Source organism: Kribbella sp. NPDC050124, from assembly GCF_044460355.1.
GTDB lineage: Bacteria > Actinomycetota > Actinomycetes > Propionibacteriales > Kribbellaceae > Kribbella.
The window spans coordinates 54,912-81,101 of record NZ_JBITJU010000024.1 but is presented as its reverse complement, the minus strand read 5'-3'; the positions used below and the strand labels follow the sequence as shown (position 1 = coordinate 81,101).

Annotated in this window: 23 protein-coding genes; 14 read left to right on the top strand and 9 right to left on the bottom strand. The window is 67.3% G+C overall.

Annotated elements, in window-relative coordinates; genetic code table 11:
* Positions 1–98: 98 nt before the first annotated feature.
* From ACIBL3_RS37630 to ACIBL3_RS37595, 8 genes are all read right to left on the bottom strand, one after another.
* On the bottom strand, positions 99–764 hold the full coding sequence (locus ACIBL3_RS37630; protein ID WP_396358690.1) for an HAD family hydrolase: 666 nt from the start codon (positions 762–764) through the stop codon (positions 99–101).
* Positions 761–1,813 (bottom strand): ABC transporter ATP-binding protein, encoded by a 1,053-nt coding sequence (locus ACIBL3_RS37625; protein WP_396358689.1) that lies wholly within the window; start codon positions 1,811–1,813, stop codon positions 761–763. The genes ACIBL3_RS37630 and ACIBL3_RS37625 overlap by 4 nt, the downstream gene beginning before the upstream one ends.
* Entirely contained in the window at positions 1,810–2,664 is an 855-nt protein-coding gene (locus tag ACIBL3_RS37620; RefSeq protein ID WP_396358688.1) for a carbohydrate ABC transporter permease, read from the bottom strand. Before ACIBL3_RS37620 ends, ACIBL3_RS37625 begins: the two co-directional genes overlap by 4 nt.
* Entirely contained in the window at positions 2,657–3,532 is an 876-nt protein-coding gene (locus ACIBL3_RS37615; RefSeq protein WP_396358687.1) for a carbohydrate ABC transporter permease, read from the bottom strand. The genes ACIBL3_RS37620 and ACIBL3_RS37615 overlap by 8 nt, the downstream gene beginning before the upstream one ends.
* Positions 3,529–4,839, bottom strand: a complete 1,311-nt coding sequence (locus ACIBL3_RS37610; RefSeq protein WP_396358686.1) for an extracellular solute-binding protein — start codon at positions 4,837–4,839, stop codon at positions 3,529–3,531. Before ACIBL3_RS37610 ends, ACIBL3_RS37615 begins: the two co-directional genes overlap by 4 nt.
* The gene (locus tag ACIBL3_RS37605; RefSeq protein ID WP_396358685.1) at positions 4,836–5,669 is read right to left on the bottom strand and encodes an MBL fold metallo-hydrolase; all 834 of its coding nucleotides are present in this window, start codon (positions 5,667–5,669) and stop codon (positions 4,836–4,838) included. Before ACIBL3_RS37605 ends, ACIBL3_RS37610 begins: the two co-directional genes overlap by 4 nt.
* Before the next feature lie 116 nt (positions 5,670–5,785).
* Positions 5,786–6,685, bottom strand: a complete 900-nt coding sequence (locus ACIBL3_RS37600) for a LysR family transcriptional regulator (RefSeq protein WP_396358684.1) — start codon at positions 6,683–6,685, stop codon at positions 5,786–5,788.
* 292 nt (positions 6,686–6,977) lie between these two features.
* On the bottom strand, positions 6,978–8,327 hold the full coding sequence (locus tag ACIBL3_RS37595) for a cytosine permease (protein WP_396358683.1): 1,350 nt from the start codon (positions 8,325–8,327) through the stop codon (positions 6,978–6,980).
* Between the two features lie 990 nt (positions 8,328–9,317).
* On the opposite strand from ACIBL3_RS37595, the gene ACIBL3_RS37590 reads away from it, so the two are divergent.
* Positions 9,318–10,439, top strand: a complete 1,122-nt coding sequence (locus ACIBL3_RS37590) for a pyridoxal-phosphate dependent enzyme (RefSeq protein WP_396358682.1) — start codon at positions 9,318–9,320, stop codon at positions 10,437–10,439.
* Positions 10,440–10,506: 67 nt separating this feature from the next.
* On the opposite strand, the gene ACIBL3_RS37585 is transcribed toward ACIBL3_RS37590, so the two are convergent.
* Positions 10,507–11,688: a PucR family transcriptional regulator gene (locus ACIBL3_RS37585; RefSeq protein WP_396358681.1), complete on the bottom strand. Its 1,182-nt coding sequence runs from the start codon at positions 11,686–11,688 to the stop codon at positions 10,507–10,509.
* 70 nt (positions 11,689–11,758) lie between these two features.
* Between ACIBL3_RS37585 and ACIBL3_RS37580 the strand changes: the two genes are divergently transcribed.
* From ACIBL3_RS37580 to ACIBL3_RS37520, 13 genes are all read left to right on the top strand, one after another.
* Positions 11,759–13,048 carry a M24 family metallopeptidase gene (locus ACIBL3_RS37580; protein WP_396358680.1) on the top strand — a complete coding sequence of 430 codons (1,290 nt, stop codon included), beginning with the start codon at positions 11,759–11,761 and terminating at the stop codon, positions 13,046–13,048.
* 15 nt (positions 13,049–13,063) lie between these two features.
* Complete coding sequence (locus ACIBL3_RS37575; protein WP_396358679.1) at positions 13,064–13,369, top strand: hypothetical protein; 306 nt, start codon at positions 13,064–13,066, stop codon at positions 13,367–13,369.
* The gene (locus ACIBL3_RS37570) at positions 13,366–14,403 is read left to right on the top strand and encodes an LLM class flavin-dependent oxidoreductase (RefSeq protein WP_396358678.1); all 1,038 of its coding nucleotides are present in this window, start codon (positions 13,366–13,368) and stop codon (positions 14,401–14,403) included. Before ACIBL3_RS37575 ends, ACIBL3_RS37570 begins: the two co-directional genes overlap by 4 nt.
* A 28-nt stretch (positions 14,404–14,431) precedes the next feature.
* Positions 14,432–15,442: an LLM class flavin-dependent oxidoreductase gene (locus tag ACIBL3_RS37565; RefSeq protein WP_396358677.1), complete on the top strand. Its 1,011-nt coding sequence runs from the start codon at positions 14,432–14,434 to the stop codon at positions 15,440–15,442.
* A gap of 27 nt (positions 15,443–15,469) precedes the next feature.
* Positions 15,470–15,868, top strand: a complete 399-nt coding sequence (locus ACIBL3_RS37560) for a Rid family detoxifying hydrolase (RefSeq protein WP_396358676.1) — start codon at positions 15,470–15,472, stop codon at positions 15,866–15,868.
* Positions 15,861–16,529, top strand: a complete 669-nt coding sequence (gene npdG / locus ACIBL3_RS37555) for an NADPH-dependent F420 reductase (protein ID WP_396358675.1) — start codon at positions 15,861–15,863, stop codon at positions 16,527–16,529. Before ACIBL3_RS37560 ends, npdG begins: the two co-directional genes overlap by 8 nt.
* A gap of 559 nt (positions 16,530–17,088) precedes the next feature.
* A complete protein-coding gene (locus ACIBL3_RS37550; RefSeq protein WP_396358674.1) occupies positions 17,089–17,367 on the top strand; it encodes a hypothetical protein in 279 nt (92 codons plus the stop codon).
* 542 nt (positions 17,368–17,909) lie between these two features.
* A complete protein-coding gene (locus ACIBL3_RS37545) occupies positions 17,910–19,001 on the top strand; it encodes an ABC transporter permease (protein WP_396358673.1) in 1,092 nt (363 codons plus the stop codon).
* Between the two features lie 55 nt (positions 19,002–19,056).
* Positions 19,057–20,079: a substrate-binding domain-containing protein gene (locus ACIBL3_RS37540; RefSeq protein ID WP_396358672.1), complete on the top strand. Its 1,023-nt coding sequence runs from the start codon at positions 19,057–19,059 to the stop codon at positions 20,077–20,079.
* Positions 20,080–20,133: 54 nt separating this feature from the next.
* Positions 20,134–20,937 carry an ATP-binding cassette domain-containing protein gene (locus ACIBL3_RS37535; RefSeq protein WP_396358671.1) on the top strand — a complete coding sequence of 268 codons (804 nt, stop codon included), beginning with the start codon at positions 20,134–20,136 and terminating at the stop codon, positions 20,935–20,937.
* A 47-nt stretch (positions 20,938–20,984) separates the two neighbouring features.
* Complete coding sequence (locus tag ACIBL3_RS37530; RefSeq protein ID WP_396358670.1) at positions 20,985–22,034, top strand: aldo/keto reductase; 1,050 nt, start codon at positions 20,985–20,987, stop codon at positions 22,032–22,034.
* A gap of 153 nt (positions 22,035–22,187) precedes the next feature.
* A complete protein-coding gene (locus ACIBL3_RS37525) occupies positions 22,188–23,528 on the top strand; it encodes a hypothetical protein (protein ID WP_396358669.1) in 1,341 nt (446 codons plus the stop codon).
* A gap of 99 nt (positions 23,529–23,627) precedes the next feature.
* Entirely contained in the window at positions 23,628–26,189 is a 2,562-nt protein-coding gene (locus ACIBL3_RS37520) for a bifunctional FO biosynthesis protein CofGH (protein ID WP_396358668.1), read from the top strand.
* Position 26,190: the final 1 nt, after the last annotated feature.

The window sequence follows — 26,190 nt, the reverse complement described above, 5'->3', positions numbered from 1 at the left end:
AGGGGCCCGGCGAACCGCGGCCTTCGGTCGTCGCGTCCGGCCGGGGCAGCTCGGTGGCGAGGGTGCCTTTGGTCTGCGGAAACGGCGTCGGCCGAGGGCTATGGCCAGTAGGAGGTGTCGGCTGCCGTGAATCGCATCCGTCTGAGTCGCGCGATGGTGTCGGGAGTCGAGTGGTGATGGATCGTCAGCCATCCGTGGTGTTCGGCGGCCGAACAGTTGGCGGGGTCGTCGTCGATGAGTAGCGAGTGCTGTCCGGCTGGTGCCGGCAGGACGGTGTCGGCGTACCGGAAGATCGCGGGGTCCGGTTTGGCGAGCCGGATCTCGTGGGACTTGACCGTCGCGGCGAAGATGTCCTGGCCGGCCAGCATGCGGGCACGATGGGGTTCCCACTCGGCGACGCTGTTGGTGAGGAGACCGACTGGTACGCCGTGATCGGCGATCCGACGCAGTTCGTCGAGGAGAACCTGGTTGACCGGGCGGTCGGCGTACCAATGCTCGTCCCAGCGACCCAGGTCGATGCGCGGCGTCGTCGTCAGGCACGCGGTGAGCCGATCAGCCCACTCGCGCTGGGAGAGGAGTCCCAGCTCGAGCGGGCCGAGTCCGTGCAGGCCCAGTCGGCCCGCGACCTGCTCGGCGGCCGCGGCCAGCTCGGGCCACGGGACACCGCTCGCGACGGCGACACGTTCGGCGGCCTGCGCCACCGGAGGTGTCAGCACGCCGCCGAAGTCGGACCACACGACGCCCACAGTCCTTCGGTCGGTCACGTCAGCCGCATCCCGTCGGGGCCGAAGCGCTGCAGGCGCTCGGCGGGAACCGCGACGCGCGCGCTGTCTCCGGGCACGAGCCACCGTTCGCCTTCGCGCTGCACGAGCGCGAATCCACCGTCCGGTCCGGTGCACCGCACGTGCTGCCCGTCGCCGGTGTACTCACACGACTCGACGACGCCCTCGATCAGCAACGCATCGGCCGGTCGAGACTCCAACTGCCCGTCAGTGGGCCGCCAGCCGATCCGCAGACCGTCCCGGTCGTGCAGGTTCATTGGCGGGAAGCCGAGGAACGCGGCGACGAACTCGCTGGCCGGACGCCGGTAGAGCTCGTCCGGGCTCCCGCTCTGCGCCACGGCACCCTGGTCCATAACAACGAGGTGGGTCGCCATCGAGAGCGCTTCCTGCTGGTCGTGCGTGACGAGTACGAGCGTGGTGCCCAGTTCCCTGTGCAGGCGGCTGATCTCGGTGCGGGCCGACGCACGCAGTTGCGGATCGAGTGCGGACAACGGCTCGTCGAGAAGCAGGAGCGAGGGCCGGCGCACGATGGCCCGGGCGAGCGCGACCCGCTGGCGCTGACCGCCGCTGAGTTGAGCTGGACGCCGGCCCAGCAGGTCTTCGAGCCCGAGGAGTGCGGCGACGTCGCCGACCCGGGTACGGATCTGCTGACGCGTCGGCCCCGACCGCCGGTCGTGCCGGGCCTGGAGGCGCAACCCGAACGAGATGTTGCCCTCGACGGTCATGTGTGGGAACAGGGCGTAGTCCTGGAACACCATCGCGACGTCACGCTCGCTGGGTGACCGTGTGGTCGCCTCGTCGGCTCCGATCCGCAGTACGCCGCCGTCCGGAGCCTCGAGGCCCGCGATCGTCCGCAGGATGGTCGACTTGCCGCATCCGGACGGCCCGACGATCACGGTCAGCGAGCCGGCCGGGATGGTGAGGTCGACACCGTCCAGAGCAATGACAGCGCCGAAGGACCGGGTTACGCCTGCGAGTTCGACCTGCGCCGGGGCGAGCGTCGGACGGGGTGGGGACGAGAGAATGGTCATCGCAGTCCTGAGGTGAGGAAGGCGTCGGTGATCCGGCGCGAGGCGGCGAAGTAGACGACGACGATGGGCAGACTCGTCAGGGTGGCGGCCGCGAGCAGGCCGCCGTAATTGATGCCCTCGGCCGTCTCGAACTGGGCGAGCCCGACCTGCACGGTGGTGTGCAGCGCGTCGGGAGTGATGAGCAACGGCCACAGATACTCGTTCCAGGTGGTGATGAACACCAGTACGCCGAGCGCCGCGATCGCCGGCCGCAGGCCGGGCAGCACGACGTGCCACAGCACCTCGTGTGGGCGGGCGCCTTCCAGCCGCGCGGCCGCGGTCAGCGACGGCGGCAGCGCTTCCACGTGCTGCAGCAGCACCAGTACGGCGAGCGCCGACGAGCCGAGCTGCGGAACGATGAGACCCGCCTCGGTGTTCAGCCAGCCGAGCCGCGCGGCGAGCAGGAACTGCGGCACGATCAGCGCCTGCGGCGGGATCGCGAGCGAGAGCGTCGTGAGCAGGAGGACGAGCGAGCGCGCCCGACGCCGGGTGTGGGCGAGGGCGAAGGCTGCGAGTACGGCGATCACCAGTTGCCCGGCGGCGACGCCGGTCGCCATCACCGCGGTGCGCCCGACCAACTGGCCGGCCGGCCAGCGGGTCAGGACGTCGGTGTAGTTGGCGATCGTCGGATGGGCGCTGACCGGAGCGAGGTCGAACACCTCGTTGGCCGGCTTGAACGAGGTCAGGATCGCCCACAGCAGTGGGAACACGGTCGCCAGGGACAATGCGACGAGCACGAGGTGCCACCCGGCGACGGGGAGCCGGACGCTTCGACGGCTCGTCCGACGCCCGGTGGTGAGCAGGTCACTCATATCGGCGTCCTCTCTGGACCAGCAGCACGACCGCGCCGACGACGGAGAGCGCAAGGAGAACGAGCATCGCGGCCGCCGAGGCTTGGCCGATCTGGAAGAAGCCGAAGCCGAGTGTGTAGATGCGGTAGTACACGGAGTCGGTCGTGTGGTCGGGGCCGCCCTGGGTGAGCACGGCGACGTTCGTGAAGGTCCATTGGCCGGCTAGTACGAGGCTGAGCAGCGCGAGCATGATGGTCGGCCGGACCAGCTGTGGCAGGACGACGAAGCGCATGGTCTCCCACGTGCTCGCCCGTTCGAGCCGGGCCGCTTCGAGCAGCCGCCGGTCGAGGCCCGACAGCGCGGCGCCGTACAGGAGCATGTTGAACGCTGTCACCCGGGCGGCCGTGATCACGACGATCGTGAGCAGTGCGGTCGACGGAGAGCCCAGCAGGTCGACCGGCGGGAGGCCTATGGCCGCCAGCACCCGGGTCAGGAGCCCTTGCAGCGGGTTGAGCAGGAAGCGCCACGCCACGGCTGCGGAGACCGGGGCGATCATGACCGGAAGGAAGAGCAGCGATCGGTAGACCAGTGCGGAGCGCCCGGGACGCATCCACAGCATGGTCGCGATGCCGAGCGGCACGACCGTCGCGAACGGCAGCAGCCCGACCGCGTAGAGCACGGTCTGCACCGCGGAGCGGACGAAGTCGCCGTCGCCGAGCAGGGCACGGAGGTTGTCGAGTCCCGACCAGGTGGGCTGGTCGGTGAGGCGCCAGTCGGCAAAGCTCAGCGTGAGGGTGACCAGCGCGGGCCCGTAGATCCACAGGCCGAGCGCGACGAGCAGCGGCGCGAGGTAGCCCCACCCGCTGCGCGTCGTCGCTCGAGTGCTCACTGACCGACCAGTTCGCGGATCCGGCCGGCCGTCGTACTGAGGGTGGACCGTGCGTCGGCGCCGCGCAACACGATCGGCTCGATCGCGTCGTCCTGCAGCATCACGATCGCCTGATTGGCCCGCGGTCCCGAGAACGACTGGTACGGCCTGACCGTGGCAAGCTGTTTCAGCGGGGGAAGCAGTAACTGGTGGTCCTTGAAGTACGTGCCCAGGTACTGCGGGTCGGCCACGATGTCGGCGCGCAGCGGCAGGTAGCCGAGATCCTTGGTGATCATCGTGTATCCCTCCTTGCTGGTGAGGAACTTGACGAACTGCCACGCCGCCGCCTGCTTCGCGGAGTCCTTGCTCAGCACCATCAGGCCGGCACCCGAGAAGGTCGGGCGCGGCGCCGAAGTGCCGAACGCCGGGAACCCGGCGCTGCGCAGCTCGAACTTGCCCTTGGCCTTGGCCTCGAGCTGACCGGAGACCGCCGTACTGACGACGAACATGCCGAGGTTGCCCTTCGCGAAGTCGCTCAGCGCGTCCTCCACGCCGACGGCGGGCTGGAGGCCCGAGCGGGTCAGACCTTGCACCGCTTCGAGCCCCGCGACGGCCTGGTCGGAATCGATCGTGACCGAACCGTTCTCGCCGATCAGCGAGCCGCCCGCCGAGTTGATGACCGACTGGGTCAGGTAGTCCGACTTGCTCGCGTCGGCGATCCCGAAGTACACACCGTGATGACCGGAGGCAACGATCGCCTTGGCGCTGGTGCGGACCTCCTCGATCGTTGTCGGCGGGTCCTTGGGATCCAGGCCCGCGCTCTTGAACAGATCGGCGTTGTAGAACAGGGTCGGAACCGAGACGGTGTACGGCAGCGCGCGGACCTCACCGCCCGAGGTCCCGGTGGTGAGGAACACCTGCTTGATGCCCTTGACCGACGAGTCCCAGTCGTCGCCGGCGAGGGACTTCAGCGACTGCGTGGGCAGGGTCTCGAACGCTTCGGAAAGCTTGCTGTACCCGATCTGCACCACGTCCGGTGCCGCGCCGGCCGCGACGGCGGCTTTGGTCTTGGTGAGGACGTCGGCGGTCGCCACCCCCTGCGGCTTCACAGTGATCTCAGGGTGCAGTTCCGCGAAGCGGTCGAGCAGGGCCTGGGTGCCGGTACCCGCGGCGCCCTGGGTGCCGTAGTTGTAGGACGTGAAGGTGATGGTGGTCTTGCCCGTCCCGGCATCGGCCGATCCGGATTGCTCAGCCGGCGAGCAGGCGGCCAGACCGAGCAGCGTGCCGGTCGCGAGCAATGCGGTGGACACGGTGTGAAGGCGCTTCATGCGGAGACCTTTCGAGTCGGTACGACGGGAATGCGGTGGCCGGGATCGGCGATCCGAACCGGTCCGCCGAACTCGCCGGCGGCACGTTCGCGGTGCCACTCGAGTTCGAGTGGATCGGTGGAGGAGAAATGGGTGAGCACGAGTTCGGCGGCCCCCGCGTCAGCCGCGGCCCGGCCCGCCTCACGCGAGCTGAGGTGCCCGTGGCCGCTACGGTCGGACTCCCTCAGCGTGCTCTCGCTCAGCAACAGTCCGGTGCCTGCGGCAAGGACCGGGAGGGCGTCGGTCACTCCGGTGTCGCCGGTGTAGACCAGGCTTGTCCGCGCGGACTCGATCCGGATGCCGCAGTTCGGAGCGGCGTGGCGCAGCAACTCGAAGCGGACCGAGAGATGGCCGACGGCAACTGACTCGCCGGGCTCGTACTCATGGATGGCGAAGGCGGCGTCGAAGGCGCGATCGAGCAACGGATGGGTGGTCACCGGGAAGAGCCCGGCCAGCGACTCGAGCACGCTGGTGGCTCCGCGGGGAACGAACAGCGGCGTCCGCGGGACCGATTCGTCCAGTTCGAGGTCCGCGCTCTCGTCGGTGCGCCGGATCCGGCGGCGCAGCAGCAGTTTGCCCAGCGGCAGCAGGTCGTAGACGTGGTCGGAGTGCAGATGGGTGATGGCGACGGCGTCGGGCAGACCTGCCGCGCTCACCGTGCCGAGGCGCAGCGCCGTGCCGGGGCCGGCGTCGAGTTGCACGGTGATACTGCCGTCGCGCACGAGGTAGCCGCTGCTCGCGTGGCCGCCGGCCGGCATACCGGCCATGATGCCGAGGGGATGAAGGTCCATGAACCGCTCTCGATCCGAGACGCCCGCGGCGGCGTCGCGGGCCTATGCTCGGCCGGATCGCCGGGCGTCATCAACGGCCGATTCGCGATCGGCCGATCGGTCTGGTCGATCGGTGATCAGGCTTTACGCGCAGTCTCGGCCAGGCGGACGAGTTGGGCGACCGTGCTGTTCACCAGAGGTTCATCGGCGGACTCGCTCCAGGCCACGTGGATTGGCAGGCTCGGCTCGGCCGGGGCGAGCCGGAGCACGTGCACACCGTTCGCCCGGTGCTGCTCCGCGCGTGGCAGCGAGCAAAACCCGATCGCGTCGCTTGTCTCCAGTTCGAGCAGATAGCCCGACAGTTCGGTGGTGCTCCGCGTCCGCGGCAACTGGGTCCCGTAGCGGGCCGCGGTGGCGACGACGGCCTCCTCGATCACCGTGCCACCTCCTTGGTACCCAGTCATCCTGGGAAAACTGAGCACCTCGTCGTACCGCAGCCGCTCGCGCCCCGCCAGCGGGTGTCCCGGCCGGACGATCGCGACCACCGGCACGTCGAGCAGGTGTGCGCTGATGACCCCGGGAACGTCGACCGGCCCGTAGACGAGCGCGAGGTCGAGGTCGCCGCGCCGCAACGCCCGGAGCTGCTCCGGGGAACCCATCTCCCGCAGCATCATGGCCAGGCCAGGGTTCTGGGCGCGCAGGTCCTCGAGCAACGGAAGCAGCAGCAGGCGGCTGGCCGGGTAGTTGGTGGCGATCCGCAGGGCGTCGTACCGGCCGGCCGCGACCTCACGAGCCCGATGTACGGCGTGGTCCGCCGCGGACAGCACCCGCTCGGCCTCGGCGAGAAACACCTTGCCCGCCGGTGTCAGCCGCACGGTCCGCGAACTGCGGTCCACGAGTCGTACACCGACGTCACTCTCCAACCGCTGCAACTGCTGGCTCACCGACGCCTGCGCCAGAAACATCCGTTCCGCCGCCCGGCCGAAATGCAGTTCCTCCGCGATCGCCCGGAAGATCTCCAGCTGCCGCAACTCCATGACCCCACGCAAGCCGAGCCACGTGAACAATAGGAAACGTGCGTTTGACCAGCGGAAACGTGATCAACCAAGGCCCTTCAGCAACTGGCGGGCCATGACGATGCGCTGGACCTGGTTGGTGCCTTCGTAGCGATCTTGGCGGAGCAGGAAACATTGCGGAAGGGCACTCCACCAGCGGTGCTCGGAACAAATCCGCCATGCGGTCCGATCTGCCAGCGTACGAGGCGCGACGGCATTCCACGGTCGGTGGCAGACCGGCAATCGGTGGTCCACGGACCGTGGCACCGGACCTTCAGTTGCTCGTACCGGAGGACACACCGTCGCGGCGCGCGGCCAGGGCGAGTGACAGCAGCAGGTAGCTCGCGACCCCGAGCAGTAGGCCCTCGATGGCATCGTTGAGCAGGAAGGCGACCTGCTTGGCTGCCCACGCCGAGCCGCCCCAGGCGACCAGCGCGCTCCAGCGGACGCTCGGAGCCGTGCTCAGCATCTCCGTGGGAGGCTGTCGGCGGGAGACGATCGACATGTGTGCGACAAGGACCCCGGCGAATGGAGGCACGACGGTGGCGACAACAAGGAGGAGGTCCAGGAAGTGGGCCGAGGCGCCGGAGAACGCGATCGTAACCGCGACAAGGATCGCGACGACCGTCCACACCGGCTTGGTTACGCGAAGGCCGATGAGGTTCGACGCATTGGTGAATGCCAAGGACGAGGAGTACAGGTTGTTGTCAGCGGTGTTCCAGAGTGCAAGGAACAGCATCACCGCGGCAGGCGCAAGCAAGCTGAGGCCGCTCATCACGAGCACAAAGTTGCTCTGGTCCACCTTCATGGCCGAGATCATGGCGATGGTCTCGAAGACGCCTGCGCCCACGACGAATCCGACGAAGTTCGAGATCAGCACGTCACGACGACGCCTGGCATAACGCGTGACATCAGAGACCAACGAAGCCCCGGTGATCCAGGTCGCGATGACGGCGCCCACTGCGGCAGCGAACCCGATTGGAGCAGTCGGCGTGTGGGCGATGACCTCGCCGAAGCCGGTGCCGAGTGAGCCGATCTTGAACAGTGCGAACAGAGCGATTGCGATTTCGATGGGCACGGCAATGGCGGAGTATCGGGCCAGCCCCTTGAATCCGAAGATCGACGTTGAGGTGATGGCCACAGCGAACGCGAGCACGAAGCCCCAGCTCGGGATCGCTGGAATCAGCTTGTTGACCGCGGTGCCCCAGGTGTCCATGAGCACGCCGATGAAGCCCATGGCGATGATGCCGAGCATGACCGAGACAACGATCGAGCCTTTGGCGCCGAACACGGCTCGAGAAATCAGGTAGCTGGTCAGGCCGGTTCGACACCCGGCGAGGCCCACGAGCGTGCTGACGCTGACCAGCACCAGGTTGCCCACGAGAACAGCGAGCACGCCCGTCCAGAATGGCACGCCGGCGCCGACGACTCCGCCGACGAGGAAGCTGCTCACGCTGATGTTCCAGCCCACCTGGACGACCACGAGCTGGAGGAGCGACTGCCTTCGATCAGCAGGCACCGACTCCAGTGCATGATCCTGAAGTGCGTTGGACACTGAGGCGCTAGTGACATTGCTGATGCCCGGAGACTCTACACCTGCGTCATCCGGTTGTGTGTCAGTCATGGTGGCTCCCTTACCAGCGATGGACCCCGCGTGTGCGGACCATCGTCATGACCAGCCGACGTAGCGATCCACGTGATCTCGCCACCATTCCGCCCGCCGGTAGTTGTGGATTCTCCACAGGCTGCTTGTCGGCGGCGGCTGATAGCTGACCCCTATCGACGGATGGGTTGGTTTTCGCCCATCGTTGAGTGCGCCGTGAGGCACTGTGTATTCGAGTGGAGGTGAGAAACCTTCACCGCCGCCCTGTTGCAGCAGGGGAGAGCCGTCCTCAGGCATCCCGAAGGTGGAGGCCTCCCGGTCACCAGCACAGCTTGCGCGATGGCGGTCCATGCCGAATCGGCGATGGTGATACGGCCGGATTGATCCGCAGCCGCGTCCTCGAGCGTGCTGATCGTGGGCAGGGAAGGCGATCACGGACGAGAATCACCAGGTCACCCCCTTGAACGGCGTCGCAGACGGCTCCCTTGGGCTCGCGTCGGTGCGCCTCGATGTCTTCTCGAAACTGCCGGATCGCGGCATCGCCACGGGTGGCACGAGCACCTCGCTGAACACAGCGGGACTTCTTCTCGGATTTCGGTGGTCGAGACCCCTCACTGGTACCAGTTGATGTCGGTCATTCACGAGGCCGTCGCGCGAACTCCTCTGCAACTTGTCGACAATCCACATGTGAGGCGCCTTCGGGTTGACCGTAGTCCATGTGGTTCGCGTCCGGTATGGAGGTGGACGATCAGGACTAGTAGATCGCGGAGTGGCGGCGAGGAGGAGTTTTCATGGCCTGTGAGGTGGCATCGGTGCGCATCGATTACGCGGTACGGTGTGGCGCGTGCCTTCGCGCGCGTTGCGGGAGAGGGATCTGACGTGCCGTTCTCTGAGCGGTTGCGCTGTCCGCGGTGTCAGAGGCCCCACTCGGCGTATGCCGATCTGTGGGTCGGGTGCAGCCAGTGCTGGGATGCGGACGGCGTCCGGGTCAACCTGGTCTGCGATGTCGAAGTGGACCGCGACGTGGCGCGGCAGGCCCTGCTGCATGCTCCTGGTCGCAGCATGTGGGAGTTCGAGCCGCTGCTGCCGCTGGACAGCGACGACCGGGTTGACCTGGGGGAGGGCTGGACGCCGCTGGTGCCGATCCGATCCGTGGGTCGTCGGATCGGTATCGCGAACCTCTGGGCCAAGAACGAGTCGGCCAATCCGACCTGGTCCCACAAGGACCGTCTGGTTGCGGTTTCGACGGCGGCAGCCCATCGGCTCGGAGCGAGAGCCACAACGGCCGTCTCAACGGGGAACCACGGCGCCTCGGTTGCAGCGTACGCCGCGCGGGCCGGTTTGCCGTGCGTCATCTTCACCCTTGAGGACGTGCCCGAGGCGATGATGGCCTTCATCAGCGCATATGGCGCCACGGTGGTTGCGGCCAGTACTGTTGCTGATCGCAACGAGCTGATGCGTCGTGCCATCAGCAGCCACGGGTTGTACCCGGTGTCGAATGCGTCGACCCCTTCAGTGGGTAGCACGCCGTTCGGCATCGAAGGGTATAAGACCATCGCCTACGAGCTGTGGCTCCAACTGGAGCAGCGCTTGCCGGAGTGGATAGTGGTCCCCGTGGGGTACGGCGATTGCATTAGCGGTGTGGCGCGCGGTTTCGCGGACTTGGTTGACCTGGGGCTTGTTAACCGGATGCCGCGGCTCGTCGCTGCCGAGGTCTTCGGTGCAGTCGGTGCAGCGATCACGGGAAGCCCGGTGCTGCGGAGCGGTGAACCGGGGTCGACGCGGGCGTTCTCCATTGCGACGTCCAGCGCCACTGATCAGTCGGTGCGGACCGTTCGGGCCACCGGTGGGCTTGCGGTCACGGCCAGCGAGGACGAGATTGCCGAGGCGCAGCGCATGATGGGCCTTGACGAGGGTCTTTTCGTAGAGGCGTCGGCGGCCACCGCGGTGGCCGTAGTCGGAAAGCTCGCTGCCGGCGGGGTCGTGCGTCCGACGGAGACCGTGGTCGTCCTCTCGACGTCCAGCGGGCTGAAGGACCCCCTCGGTGCGCGAACCTGGCAGCGACCCGTGGTGCACTCGGGGACGGCCAGCATCGATCTCAATATGTTGCTGGATGAGGCTCTCACCCGATGAGTGGGCCCCGCGATGAAGGGGTGTGGTCCTAGCGGGCGCTCTCGGCCAGGGAGTGCGCGACCCCGCGTCACTGGTCCTCGGTGTCTCTCTCGAGCTCAAGTGCTCGCAGGGCGAGTACAACGTCGACCCGCACCAGCTCGGCCGACGACCCGATGCCCAGAAGCTCGCAGATCCGTCGTAGCCGGTAGGCCACTGTGTTCTCGTGGACGCGGAGAGCCGCGGCGGTGGCGCGGGTCGAGAGACCTGAGCTGAGGAAGGTGCGCAGGGTTTCGAGCAGGTCGCCCTTGCGGAGGGGGCCGAGCACGGTCCCGACCATCTGTGCCGACAACCCCGGGTTCTCGTTGATCATGACCTCCGGAATCACGTTGTCGAACCTGGTCACCGCGCGTCCCAGCAGCCGTCCGACCTTGAGTGCGCTGACCGCTTCGTGGAGCGATCCAGCCGTCTCGTTGAAACGCTCGCGGACGTCGCCCACCCCAAGGGCCGTGCTGGCGGGGACGTCCGGATCACGCAGTGCGCGCTCGAGCACCTCGACCAGCCGAGCGAAGTCCGCGAAGACGAGGATGGTGAATCCCTGGTGGCTACCGATCAGGGTGCGGCCGGCGACGTGGGGCCGGAGCCGCTCGGCGATGGCTCGTTGGGCCCGTGCCACCAAGCGGCCGTCTTGGCGACGGACTGACAGCGCGATGGCGCGGTGGGGGAGATGGGCTTCGACGCCCACCATGCTGGCCCGACGGTCCAGTTCCGACGGGTCTAGCGCCTCCGCGCCGGCGAGGCTGGAAACCAGATCGACGCCGACCTGGCTGCTCTGTGCGTGCAGGTCGCTCGCGATGTTCCGGTACGCGGCCGTGCTGGCGCCGATCATGGCGTCGACGGCAACGCCGACACGCCGCGCGGCATCCTGGACCTCTGCCGTCGTCAGGGCGCCCCGGGTAGCGAGAAGGCGGCTGAGGAGGACCCTTTCGGCGTTGTGCCACGAGCCGACCAGGCTCTCGATCGGCACTCCCTGGACGGCGCGTCGCTCGGCCATGTGCTGTGCCGGCGCCAGCTCGGCGTCGCTCGGACGGCGTTGCTCAGCGACGGCCAGCAGGACCGAACGCATGCTGGCGGTGATCGCGTCGGATAGTTCGGTCCGGTCGAGCAGGCTCACCTCGTAACCGGGCAACCTCTCCCACACTGCAGCCGTAAGGTGCTCGGCGATCTGTGCGTCGCTCGCGAGAAGATCACGTGCTCGTTGTGTGATGTCCACAGATACCTCCCAAGGATTCTCCTCGCGATCCACGTATCTCGACAAGAGCGTAGCGGCCAAAATCATCGTCATGATCTCGATCACGGGCGGCAACCTCCTTGCGGACGGTGCCGGATCACAGGCAGAGAACGCCGCAGCGACCTCCGCAAGCACCACGACTGGAACCGCCGTCGATGCGCCGCGCGCGATCATGCCCGACCGGCCCGAGGTCGATATGCCCGCCCTGGCATCGGCCCGCCAGACACGGCTGCGGACGGTCGTGGACGATCTCGACCTCGATGCCCTCGTTATGTTGACGGCGGCCGGCGTCCAGTACGCGAGCGGCTACCGCTCGGTGGGGGCTGATCTCTACGCCAGCCACCAGATGGCGGCGGTCCTCACGCGCGACGACTGCTGGCTGATCTGTCCCGCGGGCGACAGTGCGGCCGCGGCTGATGCCGGGATCCGTCTGGACCGGATCGTCCCGTTCGGCACGTTCTTCTTCGAGAGCGTCGACGAGTCGCCGTTGAGCACTGACGTCGGACGTCATCCCACCCTCGACGCGGCGCTGCGATTCGTCGTCGGCGCTATCGGCTCCCGCGACATGCGCTGGGGCGTGGAAGGGCTGGCCCCCGGTCACGCCGTCGGTGATCGTGTGACGTTGGTGGACGCGACGGCAGCCATCGGGCGGATCTGCGCGCGGAAGTTGCCGGGCGAAGTCGAGCTGATCCGATACGCAGCCCGCCTTACCGAGGCGGCGATGGCGTCCGCGGTGGAGGCCGCAACCGAGGGTGCGACCGAGAAAGAGGTCGCCGACCACGTCGCTGCGGGGATGGTGGCCGGTGGCGGCTCACCGCGCTTCATCGTCGCTGGCACGGGTCCGCGCTCCGCACTCTCGGACAGCTTCGCCACCCGCCGGTCGTGGCAGCGTGGCGAGGTCCTGCGACTTGATGCCGGCTGCGTCGTCGACGGCTACTGGTCAGACCTGGGTCGGACAGTCGTGCTCGGGGAGCCTTCGCAGGTGCAGCTCGTCCGCTATGAGGCCCTGCTTGCTGGCCAGGATGCGGCTTTCGAGGCGTTGCGTCCGGGCGTGACCGGACGCGAACTGTTCGAAGCAGCAGTCCGGACGGTCAACGGGCACGGTCTGCCGTACCGCCGCCAGCACTGCGGGCACGGCATCGGCTTGGAGATCTACGAGGCGCCGATGGTGTCGCCCGCCGGTGATACCGCGATCGATGTCGGCACGACATTGTGCATCGAGACGCCGTACTACGAGCTCGGCTGGGCCGGAATGATGGTTGAGGACACCGTTCTCGTCACCGACGCGGGATTCCAGCGCCTGAATCTGACCGATCGGCGGCTTTGGGTCGCTCTTCCCTGACCGAACGGAGTACTCATGATCCTGACGAACGAGTTCGAGGTGAAGGCGGCTGTCGAGGACGCGTGGCCTTTGCTTGTCGACATTCCCCGTGCGGCCTGGTGTCTGCCGGGTGCGGAGCTGGAGTCGAGCGAGGGTGGTCGGCCGACCCGGGAACCGAGGTGGACACCCGCGTCCAGCTGGAGGTTCTTCTCGACCGAGTGGTTCGGGAAGAGCTCGCGCGCAGCCGGGACGAGTGAGACGCCACATCGTAGGAGTTCCGGCACCATGAGCGAGATGAGCGGGGACGACCTCGCAAGTGTCTACAGGGGAGCAGAGGCGTGACCCGCGGCCAGGCTCGGCGGCCAGACATCGGCATCCTGATGATTCCGGACCTGCCCGTCGCCGAGCTGGTCGATCGCGCCGTGCATGTCGAGGACTCGGGCCTGGACTCGTTGTGGGTCGCCGACGAGAAGTTCTACCGCGACCCGTTCGTGACCCTCACCGCGATCGCGGCGGCGACCCGCAGGATCGACCTGGCCACCTGTGTGACAGAACCATACGCGCGCCACCCCGCGCTGATCGCGATGGCGATGGGCAGCCTGCACGAGCACGCGCCGGGTCGGGTCCGGATTGGCATGGGCGCCGGAGGGTCGGGATTTCCCCCTATGGGCGTCGTGCGCCGCGCCCCGGTGACGGCGCTCACCGAGGCGGTGGCCATTATCCGCGGCCTGTTGACGGGTGAGGAGGTGAACGTCGAGGGCAAGGTCCTGACCTTCACCTCCGGACGGCTGAACTTTCCAACCGTGCCACTACCGATCTTCCTCGCCGGTCGCGGCGAGAAGGTGCTCGGCACGGCTGGTCGGATCGCCGATGGGGTCATCACGGCGCCCTTCGCCTCGAGCGTCACCCTCGCGGGCGCCGCAGATGCGGTGGCCGCCGGCGTCGCGCAACGGACCGATGGCGTGCGACCGCCGGTCGTTGCGCGTGTCGACGTCGCGATCTCGGAGGATCCCCGGGCAGCCAGGGATGCGGTGCGCTACATGGTCGCGATGCCGATCTGGTCGAGCTATCCCAACCTCGGCTACCTCGAACCGACCGGTGTCCAGGTTCCCGAGCGGGTGCTGGAGCTGATGGCCACCCGCAGGTACGAGGCGATCGGCTGGGCGGCACCGCACATCCCCGACGGTCTCGTCGACCACTTCGCCGTGGCCGGCACGTTCGACGAGGTGACCGCCCGATTGAGGGACCTCGGCGCCGTTGCCGACCAGATCCTCGTCAATCCCGTGCCCACGCCGGACCACGACGTGGACCAGACGGTCGCCGCCGTCGCCCGTGCTCGCGACGCCGCGTTCCCTAGCCACGCGTGCTGCGCTTGAGCAAAGACACAGAAACCCAGGAGTCTCCATGCGATTCGGAGTTGGCCTGCCAACAGCAACGGCAGGAATGATGTACCCCACCCCCTTCGCCACCGCTGCCGATGTCGTCGACATCGCCGTCGAGGCCGAGCAGTTCGGCTACTACGAGGTCGCGGGAAACGACCACATCACCACGCAGCAGTACGTGCGCAAGTCGTACCCGGTTCCACCGGACTTCTTCGAGCCGCTGGTCACCTACGGCTACATCGCCGCACGAACCTCCGTGCTCCGGCTGATGACCGGCATCCTCGTCATGCCGATGCGGCAGCCGGTGCTGCTCGCCAAGCAGCTGTCCACCCTGGACCAGCTGTCCGGTGGTCGGGTGATGGTGGGCGCCGGTAGCGGGGCCTACCGCGAGGAGTTCGTGGCCTCCCAGCCGCACCTCGCGCACGCCCACCGTGGCCGGCTGTTGAACGAGTCGATCGAGGCGGTTCGGTTGCTCTTCCGCGAGCGTCGCGCGAGCTATGTCGGCGAGTACGTTGCCTTCGACGACGTCGAGATGTTCCCCAAGCCCGTGCAGGACGTGCTGCCGATCTACCCAGCCGGCAATGCGGACGCCTCGATCCGGAGGGCCGCGCGTTATGGACAGGGCTGGCTACCCGCAGGCCTCGGTCCCGCGGCCGTAGCTGCGGGCAAGAAGAAGCTCGCCAAGTACGCCGCCGAGGAGGGCCGGGGGGACCAGGACTTCGCCATCGCGCCACAGGTCATGGTGTGCCTGTCCGACACCACCGAGGAGGCGGAGGAGATCTACCGACGCTCCCAGCTGTTCCATCACCTCGTCACGCTGCAGCAGTCGACGCTCAAGGACGTCAGTGTCGACACCTACGTGACCAACAACTGCATCGGTACCCCGGACGACGTCATCGCCAAGGTGCAGGAGTTCCGGGACGCAGGTGCGACGCACCTGGCCGGCATCTACTTCGCGGCAGACAACATCGAGCAGTTGCGCGCGCAGATGCGCCGCTTCGCGACGGATGTCATGCCCGCCTTCACCGACTGACCCACCAACCTGAGGAATCCCCGACCCATGTATTTACCCCATCCTGTCTCCAGCCCCGACGCCCCAGTGGCCGTCGGCCCCTACGTCCAAGCGATTCGCCATGGTGGCGTCCTCTACTGCTCCGGCTCGCTGCCACTCGACCCCGCAACCGGGAAGCTCGATAACGCAGACCTCGCTACGGAGACCCGGCGCTCGCTGGCGAACCTTCAGGCGGTCTGCGCGAGCGTCGGCACCCACCTCGGCAACGCACTTCGCATGACCATCTTCACCACCCGTATCGACGGTTTCCCAGAGATCAACGAGGCCTACGCCAGCGCCTTCAGCACGCAGGTCCCAGCCCGGACGACGGTCGGGGTCGCGGCCCTGCCCAAAGGGGCACATGTCGAGATCGACGCCATTGTCGCGGTCCCGGCCGCCGATGAGTGAGGTCGTTGCCGTCCTGGGCGGCACCGGCGCGCTCGGCTACGGCCTGGCGCTGCGCCTCGCGCATGCGGGACACACGGTCGTGATCGGCTCGCGGGACCATGCGCGCGCAGAGGAAGCTGCGTCGCGCGCATCGCAGAGGCTGCCGTCGGCCGACATACGGGGGCTCGCCAACCCTGACGCCGCGCGCGCCGCCGATCGGCTCGTCGTGCTGTCGGTCCCGCTCGCGAGCCAGGCCATCACGATCGCTACCGTATCCGAACACCTGGGCGACAAGGTGTTGCTCGACGCGACCGTTCCCCTGGCGCCGGCGGTGGGTGGGCGGCCCACCCAGGTCGTCGGCCTCTGGGCCGGCTCTGCTGGACAGCAGGCGGCAGCCGCGGTGCCAGAAGGGATCGCGGTGGTGTCCGGGCTGCACACCCTCAGCGCAGCGACGCTCCAAGACCTCGACCACCCACTCGAGCAGGACACCCTGATCTGTGGCGACTCGCGGGCCGCAAAGGACGTGGTGCGCGAGGTGATCGGCACCGTCACCGGTCTTCGGGTCGTCGATGCCGGCCGGCTCGAGATGAGTCGTCTGGTCGAGAGCCTCACGCCGCTTCTGATCGGCATCAACATCCGGAAACGGACCCACGCAGGTGTGCGGATCGTTGGCCTGTCCTGACCGACGCCGCAAGGCCCGTGCAGTTCTCGCGGGGATGACCGGTGATCGTCTCCGCTCGGGCCGCGGATGCCTTCCAGGCGGCGGTTCCAGTTGACGTCGGGCCCGCGTCGTGGTGCCGCTGCCTGGTGCGTCCCTCAACCAGGACCTGGCCTGGATGCTCGAGCAGAGGCCGTCCGACCGCCGCGCCCACGTCGGACCTCCGGCCCTGGCTCGCGCGGAACTCGACGAGGCGCTGACCCAGGTGCACGGGAACGTCCGTCCCGGCCACGTCGAGGACCTCCGCGACGTGGGAACGACCCTGCTCGGGAGCAGGAGACGTGGCGTCGTCTCCAGGTTCAGTGCTGATTCCGCAGCACGGCACAAAGCCGCAGGCGTGATCGCAACCGGCGCAGACCTGGTCGTCTGCGCTGCGAACCGGACCTGGAGGCGGTGCGGGTGGCGACCTACATCGGCGTGGGACCGCACACACACGCGGTGCTCAGGAATCGGCCGCTGACGCACTCGCTGGCCGAGTTGGCAACGGGCGCAACAACCATCACGCAATGAAATGGAGGACGCGATGAGGATCGGCGTTCTGAAGAAAGCCAAGAACCACAAGTACCGGGTGGCGATCACGCCGATCGGCCTGCACGCCTCGTCGTGTGACGGGAGGCGCCCGGGCACCGACAACGGGGCCCGTCGGACAGGTGCCTGTTTGCGCCGCGACCTGAGCTTGCCACACACCGAAGCCCACAAAGTAGAGACCGACCGTCCCCTTAAGCAACGGCAAGTAGAGAAGCTGAACCGGGCGGAAAACCGCCGCGCGCTTAACGTTGCTCAACACGCTGGGCTCGGCTGACCATGTCTGCCAGTTGTGACGGAAGACACGCAGGCCGAGAAGCAGTAAAGGGCGCTGGCCTGCCTGTCCACCGGGTCCCGAACCGCGGCCGCGCATCCCGAGGTGCCGGTCGCCGAGCCGTACGCGGTGCACGAATGAAAGCCCAAGACCACATGGTGGACAACACGAGGCCATCCGTCGCAGACCAGAGAGGGGACTCCAGTGACACGTCCTTCGCCTACGCAAACACCGCGCGGCGCTCACGATGTGCCGACTCGCGACTGCAAGCAGCGCGTCGTCCTCCTGCACCGTGGACCCCGGCCTCGGCGCTCCGTCGCTCGCACCGCAATGCAGCCAACAGTACAGGTATCTGGCGGGGCTGCCTCCGGCCCCTGCAGGGCGCATCTCAATAGCCGCGTCGCACGAGCGTTTCGGCGGCGCCCGCGGGCTGCGGGCACACCCGCAACGTCTCAAGTGGGCAGCTGAGCAACCTGCGATCAGGCCGCGGTGGCTTGGCTTGCCGAAAGAATCGCCGACCACGCGCTTCAGAGCGAGGAGATTTCATGAGCGTTCCACCTGTGGAGCAGCGAAGCAGCGCCGTCACCGATGACGGTAGGTCCGGGGTGGCCGTGAGGCCCGCGAAGCGTGTTCGCCTCGGCATGCCGATGCGAGCTGATGTCGTACGGCGAGTCGTCGAGCGCGGCGGAAGTCTGTGGACGTTCGGTGTGCTGGTGGTCATTGTCGTCGGCTTCGCGCTCACGACGAGCAACTTCTTCACCAAGGCGGGATGGCAGGCCGTCTCCCTGAACTCGACGGAGGTGCTGTTGCTCGCCGTCGGCGGGACCTTCGTCATCGTTGCCGGTGGCATCGACCTTTCGGTTGGCTCGGTGCTCGGGTTGTCCGGCATCCTTTCGGCCGACGTGATGTCGAGAATGCTCGACTCGCACTACGGGGCCACCCCGACAATGGCCGTGGGGTTGGTCGTTGCCCTCGCGGTCGGCGGATTCGCAGGCGCGACCAACGGTCTTGTCATCACCCGCTTCAACGTCAACCCGTTCATTGTCACGCTGGGAATGCTTGGCGTCGCACGAGGGGCGACACAACTGGTGCATGGTGGGCAGGAGATCTCGAATCTCCCGCTGGAACTCACGATCATCGGGAACACCTTCGTTCTTGACGGGTGGATCGCCATTCCGGTCGCGGTGGCCGTCGTGGTGTCGATAGTCGCCTGGTTGTTCCTCGCCAAGACGCGGTACGGCCGGCGGACGCAGGCGATCGGAAGTAACGTTCAGGCGGCGATGCGGACCGGCATCAACGTCAAACGGCACATGCTGCGAACCTACATCCTCTCCGGTCTGATTGCCGGCCTGGCCGGCTTCAGCGCGATGGCCCAACTCGGCGTCGCGACGATCACGGCCGGGCAAGGCGTCGAACTATCCGCGATCGCCGCCGTGGTCATTGGCGGGGCGAGCCTGTCGGGCGGACGCGGCTCGGTGGCCGGCACCGTCACCGGCGCGATGATGGTCGCTGTACTCGAGACGGGCCTTGTCATCGCCAAGGCCAACTCCGCTTGGCAGCTCATCGTCGTCGGGGTCATCCTCATCGGCGCTGTGCTCGTCGACCAGCAGCGCCAGCGCGTAGCCCGCAGCGAGTAGCCGGACCGGTCCACTCAGCGCATCCATCGATTCCAGTGACGAATTGGAGAAGGTCATGCCTCGTTCACCTCGACTCCGGTTGCGTGGCGCAACCGCGGCGCTCGTTGCCGCAACGGCTCTCATCGCCGCGGCCGGCTGCTCCCGCAACGAATCTGCCTCAGGGGACGGAAAAGACGGCGGGTCCGGCAAGCACTACACCGTCGCCTACGTGCCTGGTGTCACGCAGAATTCGTACTTCGACACGGTGAAGCGCGCGATGGACGACGTCGCCAAGGCGAACACTGTGACCCTCGACCACCAGGGATCGCCGAACTTCAACGTGGCGGATCAGACGAAGGTGCTCAATGCCGTCTACGCGCAGCGTCCCGACCTGCTCATCGTCGCACCAGTCGACCCCGTCGCCATGCGGGCCCCGATCCAGCGCTTTCTGAGCGCCGGTATTCCGGTCATCACCGTCGACCAGGTTCTCAAGAACTCGGCTGGCATCGTCAGCTCCATCTACGGCGACGGCAAGCAGGGGGGCGCCCTCGCGGGCGCTCAGATGGCCAAGCTGAGCGGAGGTGACGGCACGGTGGCGATCATCAATGTCGTCGCTGGTGTGACCGCTCTCGAGGACCGCGTCGACGGATTCAAGGAGGCCTTGCAGAAGGCCGCGCCGAACGTGAAGATCGCTCCGGTTCAGGAGGCGGGCAGCAACCCGTCCGGTTCGGAGGCCGCGACTCGCTCGCTGCTGCTCGCCTACCCGGACCTGAAGGGGATCTACGGCGTCACCGAGGTGAACGCCGAGGGCGCGGCAGCCGCCCTCCGCGCACAGAACAAAAGCGGCAAAATCCCCGTGATCGCCTACGACGGCACGCCGCTCGAAGTGCAGTACCTCAAGCAGGGGCTGCTGCAGTACCTCGTCGTGCAACAAGCCAGGAAGGCGGGCGAGATCGCGATGCAGCACGCAGTCGACTACCTCAACGGCGACAAGTCGAAGATCCAGAAGCAGGTCACGCTGCCGACAGTCGGCGTCGACATGAGCAACCTCGACAAGCCCGAGATCCAGAACGTCCTCTACGGCCCAGCCATCAGTTGAGTCGACGACAGCCAAGCGCTCACTCAACTCTCACACCTCGATGCAGGAGCAGGTATGGCAGCCCTTCACGACCACAGCGCGAACGCACCTGACGAGCCACGAACGCAAGCCCCGATCCTCAGGGCGGAGGGCCTGGGGAAGACATATGGCGGGCTGACGGCACTCAGCGACGTCAGCTTCGCCCTTGATCCCGGCGAGGTGCTGGCTCTCGTCGGCGACAACGGCGCCGGAAAGAGCACATTGCTGAGCATCCTCTCCGGCAATGCCGTGCCGAGTACCGGCCGCCTGCTCATCGACGGTACGGAGACCCATTTCCGGCGTCCCGCCGACGCCACAGAGGTCGGCATCGCGACTGTCTACCAGGACCTGGCGCTCGCGCTCGACCTGAATGTCGCCGACAATTTGTTCCTTGGGCGGGAAGTCAGCTTGCGGCGAGGCCTCGGACGGTGGATTCGGTGGCTGGACAGCAGCAAGATGGTGGCAGACGCCCAGACCGCGCTCCAAGACATCCATATCCGGATACCTGACTTGCGTACGGAGACCCGTCGGCTGTCCGGTGGTCAGCGACAGGCGATCGCGATCGCCCGCGCTGTGACCTGGTGCAGGCGCGCGCTGTTGCTCGACGAGCCGACGGCGGCCCTCGGCGTGGAGCAACAGCGAGAGGTGCTGAACCTTATCGACCGCGTCCGGCGAAAGGGCATCGCGGTGATCCTCGTCTCGCACCAGCTGCCACATGTGCTCGAGATCGCCGACCGGATCGCGGTCCTGCGCCGCGGTCGGCTCGTCGCGGTGCTTCAGCGCGACGAGGCGACGACCGAACGTCTGATCGCACTGATCACCGGACTCGAAGCGGCCTGACGGCTGCGACATGTCGCAGGTACACCTCACGACACTTGGAGCACACCATGGAATATCGCCAACTTGGCAGTTCTGGCCTGCGCGTGTCGGCCCTCACGCTGGGCACGATGACCTTCGGTGGCACAGGCTGGGCCAAAGCGGTCGGGACCACCGACGTCGACGGCGCGAAACGACAGATCGCGCTCGCGATCGACGCGGGTGTGAACCTGATCGACACAGCGGACGTCTACTCTGCGGGCCGATCAGAGGAGATCGTCGGCACCGCGTTGGCTGGTCGCCGGGACGAGGTTCTGCTCGCAACCAAGGTCCGCATGCCGATGGGTGCGGGGCCGAACGACGCCGGACTGTCGCGCCACCACATCATCCGCGCCGCCGAGGCAAGCCTGCGCCGGCTTCAGACCGACCACATTGACCTATACCAAGCGCACGAGTGGGACGGTCAGACGCCACTGGAGGAAACGCTCGCCGCGTTCGACGCGCTTGTCCAGGCGGGAAAGGTCCGGTACATCGGCGCGTCCAACTACACGGGCTGGCAGTTGATGAAGTCACTGAGCATCTCGGAACGCGATGGCCACTCCCGCTACGTCAGCCAGCAGATCTACTACTCGTTGCAGGCCCGGGACGCTGAGGCTGACCTGGTGCCGGTCAGTGTCGACCAAGGGCTCGGCATCCTTGTCTGGAGCCCGCTCGCCGGCGGACTGCTGTCGGGCAAATACCGGCCCAACCAGCCGACCCCTGAGGGCACCCGGCGGTTCGAGGGGTGGAACGAGCCGCCCGTGTACGACGACCGCCGGCTGTACGACACGATCGACATCCTGATCGAGATCGCCGGTGATCACGGGGTTTCCGCTGCCCAGGTTGCGCTGGCCTGGCTGCTCGGACGTCCGGCGGTGACGTCTGTCGTCATCGGAGCGCGCACGGACGAACAACTCGCCGACAACCTCGCGGCGGCGCGTCTCGAACTCTCCGACGACGAGCGGAGCCGGCTCGACCAGGTCAGCCAGGAACCGCTGCGCTACCCGCACTGGCACCAGCGCAACATCGCCGCCGACCGGCTGAGCCCGGCCGACCTCTCCTATCTGCGCCCCTATTTGTGACGAATTCTGTGCTGTTCGTAAGGCGCCTTAACAGTTACTTAACCCGGCCTTGCTTGCTAGCTTTCGGTGTATTGTCGGCCCGCCCGGCCGCATGCCACACAGTTGTGGCAGATCTCAAAGAAGAGAGGCGCAATGAATCGAAGATTCGGTGCAGTGGTGATCGCCCTCACAGTGGCCGCAGCGACATTCCTGGGTATGCCGGCGGTGCAGGCGGCGCCACCTCGATTGCGTGCTGTTGACACGACGGTGATCACCGAGGTCACGCCGGTCGGCATCAAGGTCACCGGTCTCGCCGTGGAATACAACAGACGAATCGATCTGGGCTCGGCGGAAATCCCCACGACGGCCTTCGATGTCAACGTTACGCTGACACGTCCGGGTACGGCGCCGCTGGCGGGAAAGCGCAGCGTTGTCGAAGCCTACTCGAATGACGGCATCGGCTTCAGCGCGAAACAGAAACCAGGGCGGTTCATTATTCTGGAGCTGAACAAGAATGACGCTCTCGCTGCGGCCGTCGCCTTCGGTGGGCGCGACTATTTCTATGATCTCGTCGGCGCCTATGGTGTAAGTCAGGTGGAGACCATCCGTGGAAACCGGCCGCGCCGCTCACCTTCAGATCGCGACCGGCGGCAAACGATCATCGAGGGCCATCCGGCGCGCGTGGTGATCAACAGCGACGTACGTCATTCGATCATCGATGATTTCGGATCCGGTTCGTTCGTCGCGGCCTCCGGTGCCACGATGCCGTATCGGTTCTTCGCGCCGGATCTTCGACGCGGGCACCGCCCCAGGTCGTACCCCCTCGTTGTCACGCTGCACGGCTCGGGGGAGAGTGGTAACGACAATTTCGCCCAGCTCGCCGGCAACCAGATCGCCACCGCGTTCGCCGACCCTGCCCGGCAGGCGCGCCACCCGGCGTACGTGCTGTCGCCGCAGACCGATCCGACGGATCCGAACAAGGGTCGCTGGTCGACGCCCAGGATGTCGCAGGCCGTCGTCGAGCTGGTCCGGCAGACACTGGCGGACAACCCCCAGATCGACCCGGAGCGCGTGTACCTCACCGGACTGTCGATGGGCTCGATCGGCTCGTGGTCCATCTTGCCCGCCCACCCCGACCTGTTCGCGGCAGCGTTGCTGGTCACCGGTTCCGGCGACCCGGCATCCGCGGTGGCGAACCTGACGAAGCTTCCGATCTGGGCGGTGCATTCGATCGACGACGCGAACGTGCTCTATGACACGCCGGTCTCCGACCACAGCATCTTCCTCGCGTTCGAGCAAGCCGGCGTGCCCGTGACCTGGAGCGAGTGGTCGGGCCTGAGCCCGGATGCCGACCAGGAAGCATCCGCGGCGGCGGCGGTCAAGCGCGCTCGGGCGCAGGGCAGCAAGCACCTGTTCACGACGCTGCCCAAGGGGACGACTCCGGTGTTTCCGCATGGCTCGTGGATTCCGACCTATACGAACGACGTGATCATCGACTGGTTGTTCGCCCAGTAGTTCACCAGTCGCACGGATCCGGTCGGGCCCTGTGCCGGGCAGCAACGATGCTGCCCGGCACAGGCACGACACAAGACACCGAGACCTGAGGTGACATCCATGGCAATGCGAACGAGCAGCCCGCGACCGGCGCCGACAGCGCAACAGCTCCGTCGGGCAGTGGCCCGTGCCGAGCGCGGTGCGGTGATCGACGTACCCGAAGCGGCCGCCCTCCTGGCCGCCACCGGTGAGCATCTCGACCGGCTGTGTGCCGTCGCCGCACGTGTCCGCGACGCCGGGCTCGAGGCCGCCGGCCGTCCGGGAGTGGTGACGTATTCCCCGAAGGTGTTCGTCCCGGTGACGCGGCTGTGCCGCGACCGCTGCCACTACTGCACGTTCGTCACCGTCTCCGGCAAACTGGATTCGCCGTACCTCTCGCCCGACGAGATCGTCGAAATCGCGCGCGAAGGCGCAGCAGTCGGGTGCCTGGAGGCGTTGTTCACGCTGGGCGACAGGCCCGAGGACCGCTGGCCGGAAGCCCGGCAGTGGCTGGAGGCGCAGGGATACGACTCAACGCTCGCCTATGTCCGTGCGATGGCGGTCCGCGTCCTCGAGGAGACCGGGCTGCTGCCGCATCTCAACCCCGGAGTGATGTCCTGGGAAGAGATGAACCGGTTGAAGCCGGTCGCGCCGTCGATGGGGATGATGCTCGAAACCGTCGCAGGCCGGCTGTTCACCGACAAGGGTGGGCCACACTTCGGCTCGCCGGACAAGGATCCGGCGGTACGTCTTCGGGTGCTCGAGGACGCCGGCCGACTGTCCATCCCCTTCACCAGCGGCCTCCTCGTCGGTATCGGCGAGACCCTCGAGGAGCGCGCCGAGACGATTTTCGCGCTCCGCGCGAGCGCTCGCCGCTACGGTGCGCTGCAGGAGGTGATCGTGCAGAACTTCCGCGCCAAGCCGGACACCGCGATGCGTCACTCGGCGGACCTCGGCCTCGACGAGTACCGCGCCGCGATCGCCGTCGCCCGGATCGTGCTCGGCCCGAAGATGCGCATCCAGGCGCCGCCCAATCTGGTCTCGCTCCAGGAATGCGCAGCCCTCCTCGGCGCCGGTGTCGACGACTGGGGCGGGGTTTCGCCGCTGACTCCTGACCATGTGAACCCGGAGCGCCCGTGGCCTTCGGTGGACCGCCTGCGCGATCTCACCCTGCGCGGCGGCTTCGACCTGCGTCCGCGTCTGACCGTCCACCCCGAGTACGTGCGTCAGGGGGAGCCCTGGCTGGATCCCCGCATCCGCGGGCACGTCGCCGCCCTCGCTGCTGACGACGGCCTCGCTCGAGCCGGAGTCCGGCCCATTGGCCGGCCCTGGCAGGAACCCGATGGCGGGTTCGTCACTTCTGGACGCATCGACCTGCACACTGCGATCGACGCGGCCGGCCGAACGACGGACCGCCGCGGCGACTTCGACACCGTCTACGGATCATGGAATGCCGTCCGGGATCAGGCCGCTGGCGTCGCACGAGAGGGCGTCGTGCCGGCGGGCCCTTCCGAGGCAGGACGTGGCGTGTCAAGGGCAGTCGTACCGCCGGGGTCGGCCGCGCTCGCCGCAGCAGAGCGCGATCCCGGTCACTTGAGCGACGCGCATGCACTCACCTTGATGACCGCGGAGGGCCCGCTGCTGGAGCAGGTCTGCCGCCTCGCCGACGACCTGCGCCGGGAGACGATCGGCGACAACGTCAGCTACGTCGTCAACCGCAACATCAACTTCACCAATGTCTGCTACGTAGGCTGCCGCTTCTGTGCCTTCGCCCAGCGCCGTACTGACGCCGATGCCTACTCGCTGTCTCTCGAGCAGGTCGCCGACCGTGCCGCGGAGGCCTGGGGCCTCGGCGCCACTGAGGTCTGCATGCAGGGCGGGATCGACCCGGAGTTGCCAGGTACGGCGTACTTCGACCTCGCTGCGGCCGTCAAGGAGCGGGTGCCGAGGATGCATGTTCACGCGTTCTCGCCGATGGAGATCGTCAACGGCGCCAGCCGCACCGGGCTGAGCTTCGAGGACTTCCTGATCAAGGCGCGGGAGTCCGGGCTGGACACCATCCCGGGAACCGCCGCCGAGATCCTCGACGACGAGGTGCGCTGGATCCTCACCAAAGGCAAGCTACCCACTCGGACCTGGGTCGAGGTGGTGACGACCGCACACCGGGTCGGGCTGCGATCCAGCTCGACCATGATGTACGGCCACGTCGACAACCCGCGGCACTGGGTCAGCCACCTCCGCGTGATCTCGCGGATCCAGGACGAGACCGGCGGGTTCACCGAGTTCGTACCATTGCCGTTCGTGCACACCAGCGCCCCGATCTACCTGGCCGGCGTCGCCCGTCCCGGTCCAACGCTGCGGGACAATCTCGCGGTGCATGCGCTGGCCCGGATCATGTTGCACGGCCGGATCGACAACATCCAGACGTCCTGGGTCAAGCTTGGCGTGAAGGGTACGCAGGCGATGCTCAACGCCGGCGCGAACGACCTCGGCGGCACCCTGATGGAGGAGACGATCTCCCGGATGGCCGGCTCCGAGCATGGCTCGGCCAAGACTGTCCAGGAGTTGGCGGAGATCGGCGCCGGCATCGGCCGCCCGGTCGTCGAGCGCACAACCACCTACGAGTACGTGCCGCACCGTTGAG

Excerpts from the sequence above, each read along its gene's own strand:
- ACIBL3_RS37575 (WP_396358679.1), top strand. The coding sequence starts at position 13,064 with ATGATCCTGACGAACGAGTTCGAGGTGAAGGCGGCTGTCGAGGACGCG.
- ACIBL3_RS37600 (WP_396358684.1), bottom strand. The coding sequence starts at position 6,685 with ATGGAGTTGCGGCAGCTGGAGATCTTCCGGGCGATCGCGGAGGAACTG.
- npdG (WP_396358675.1), top strand. The coding sequence starts at position 15,861 with ATGAGTGAGGTCGTTGCCGTCCTGGGCGGCACCGGCGCGCTCGGCTAC.
- ACIBL3_RS37605 (WP_396358685.1), bottom strand. The coding sequence starts at position 5,669 with ATGGACCTTCATCCCCTCGGCATCATGGCCGGTATGCCGGCCGGCGGC.
- ACIBL3_RS37610 (WP_396358686.1), bottom strand. The coding sequence starts at position 4,839 with ATGAAGCGCCTTCACACCGTGTCCACCGCATTGCTCGCGACCGGCACG.
- ACIBL3_RS37565 (WP_396358677.1), top strand. The coding sequence starts at position 14,432 with ATGCGATTCGGAGTTGGCCTGCCAACAGCAACGGCAGGAATGATGTAC.
- ACIBL3_RS37530 (WP_396358670.1), top strand. The coding sequence starts at position 20,985 with ATGGAATATCGCCAACTTGGCAGTTCTGGCCTGCGCGTGTCGGCCCTC.
- ACIBL3_RS37535 (WP_396358671.1), top strand. The coding sequence starts at position 20,134 with ATGGCAGCCCTTCACGACCACAGCGCGAACGCACCTGACGAGCCACGA.
- ACIBL3_RS37595 (WP_396358683.1), bottom strand. The coding sequence starts at position 8,327 with ATGACTGACACACAACCGGATGACGCAGGTGTAGAGTCTCCGGGCATC.
- ACIBL3_RS37620 (WP_396358688.1), bottom strand. The coding sequence starts at position 2,664 with ATGAGTGACCTGCTCACCACCGGGCGTCGGACGAGCCGTCGAAGCGTC.
- ACIBL3_RS37520 (WP_396358668.1), top strand. The coding sequence starts at position 23,628 with ATGGCAATGCGAACGAGCAGCCCGCGACCGGCGCCGACAGCGCAACAG.
- ACIBL3_RS37550 (WP_396358674.1), top strand. The coding sequence starts at position 17,089 with ATGAGGATCGGCGTTCTGAAGAAAGCCAAGAACCACAAGTACCGGGTG.
- ACIBL3_RS37545 (WP_396358673.1), top strand. The coding sequence starts at position 17,910 with ATGAGCGTTCCACCTGTGGAGCAGCGAAGCAGCGCCGTCACCGATGAC.
- ACIBL3_RS37580 (WP_396358680.1), top strand. The coding sequence starts at position 11,759 with ATGATCTCGATCACGGGCGGCAACCTCCTTGCGGACGGTGCCGGATCA.
- ACIBL3_RS37560 (WP_396358676.1), top strand. The coding sequence starts at position 15,470 with ATGTATTTACCCCATCCTGTCTCCAGCCCCGACGCCCCAGTGGCCGTC.
- ACIBL3_RS37540 (WP_396358672.1), top strand. The coding sequence starts at position 19,057 with ATGCCTCGTTCACCTCGACTCCGGTTGCGTGGCGCAACCGCGGCGCTC.
- ACIBL3_RS37625 (WP_396358689.1), bottom strand. The coding sequence starts at position 1,813 with ATGACCATTCTCTCGTCCCCACCCCGTCCGACGCTCGCCCCGGCGCAG.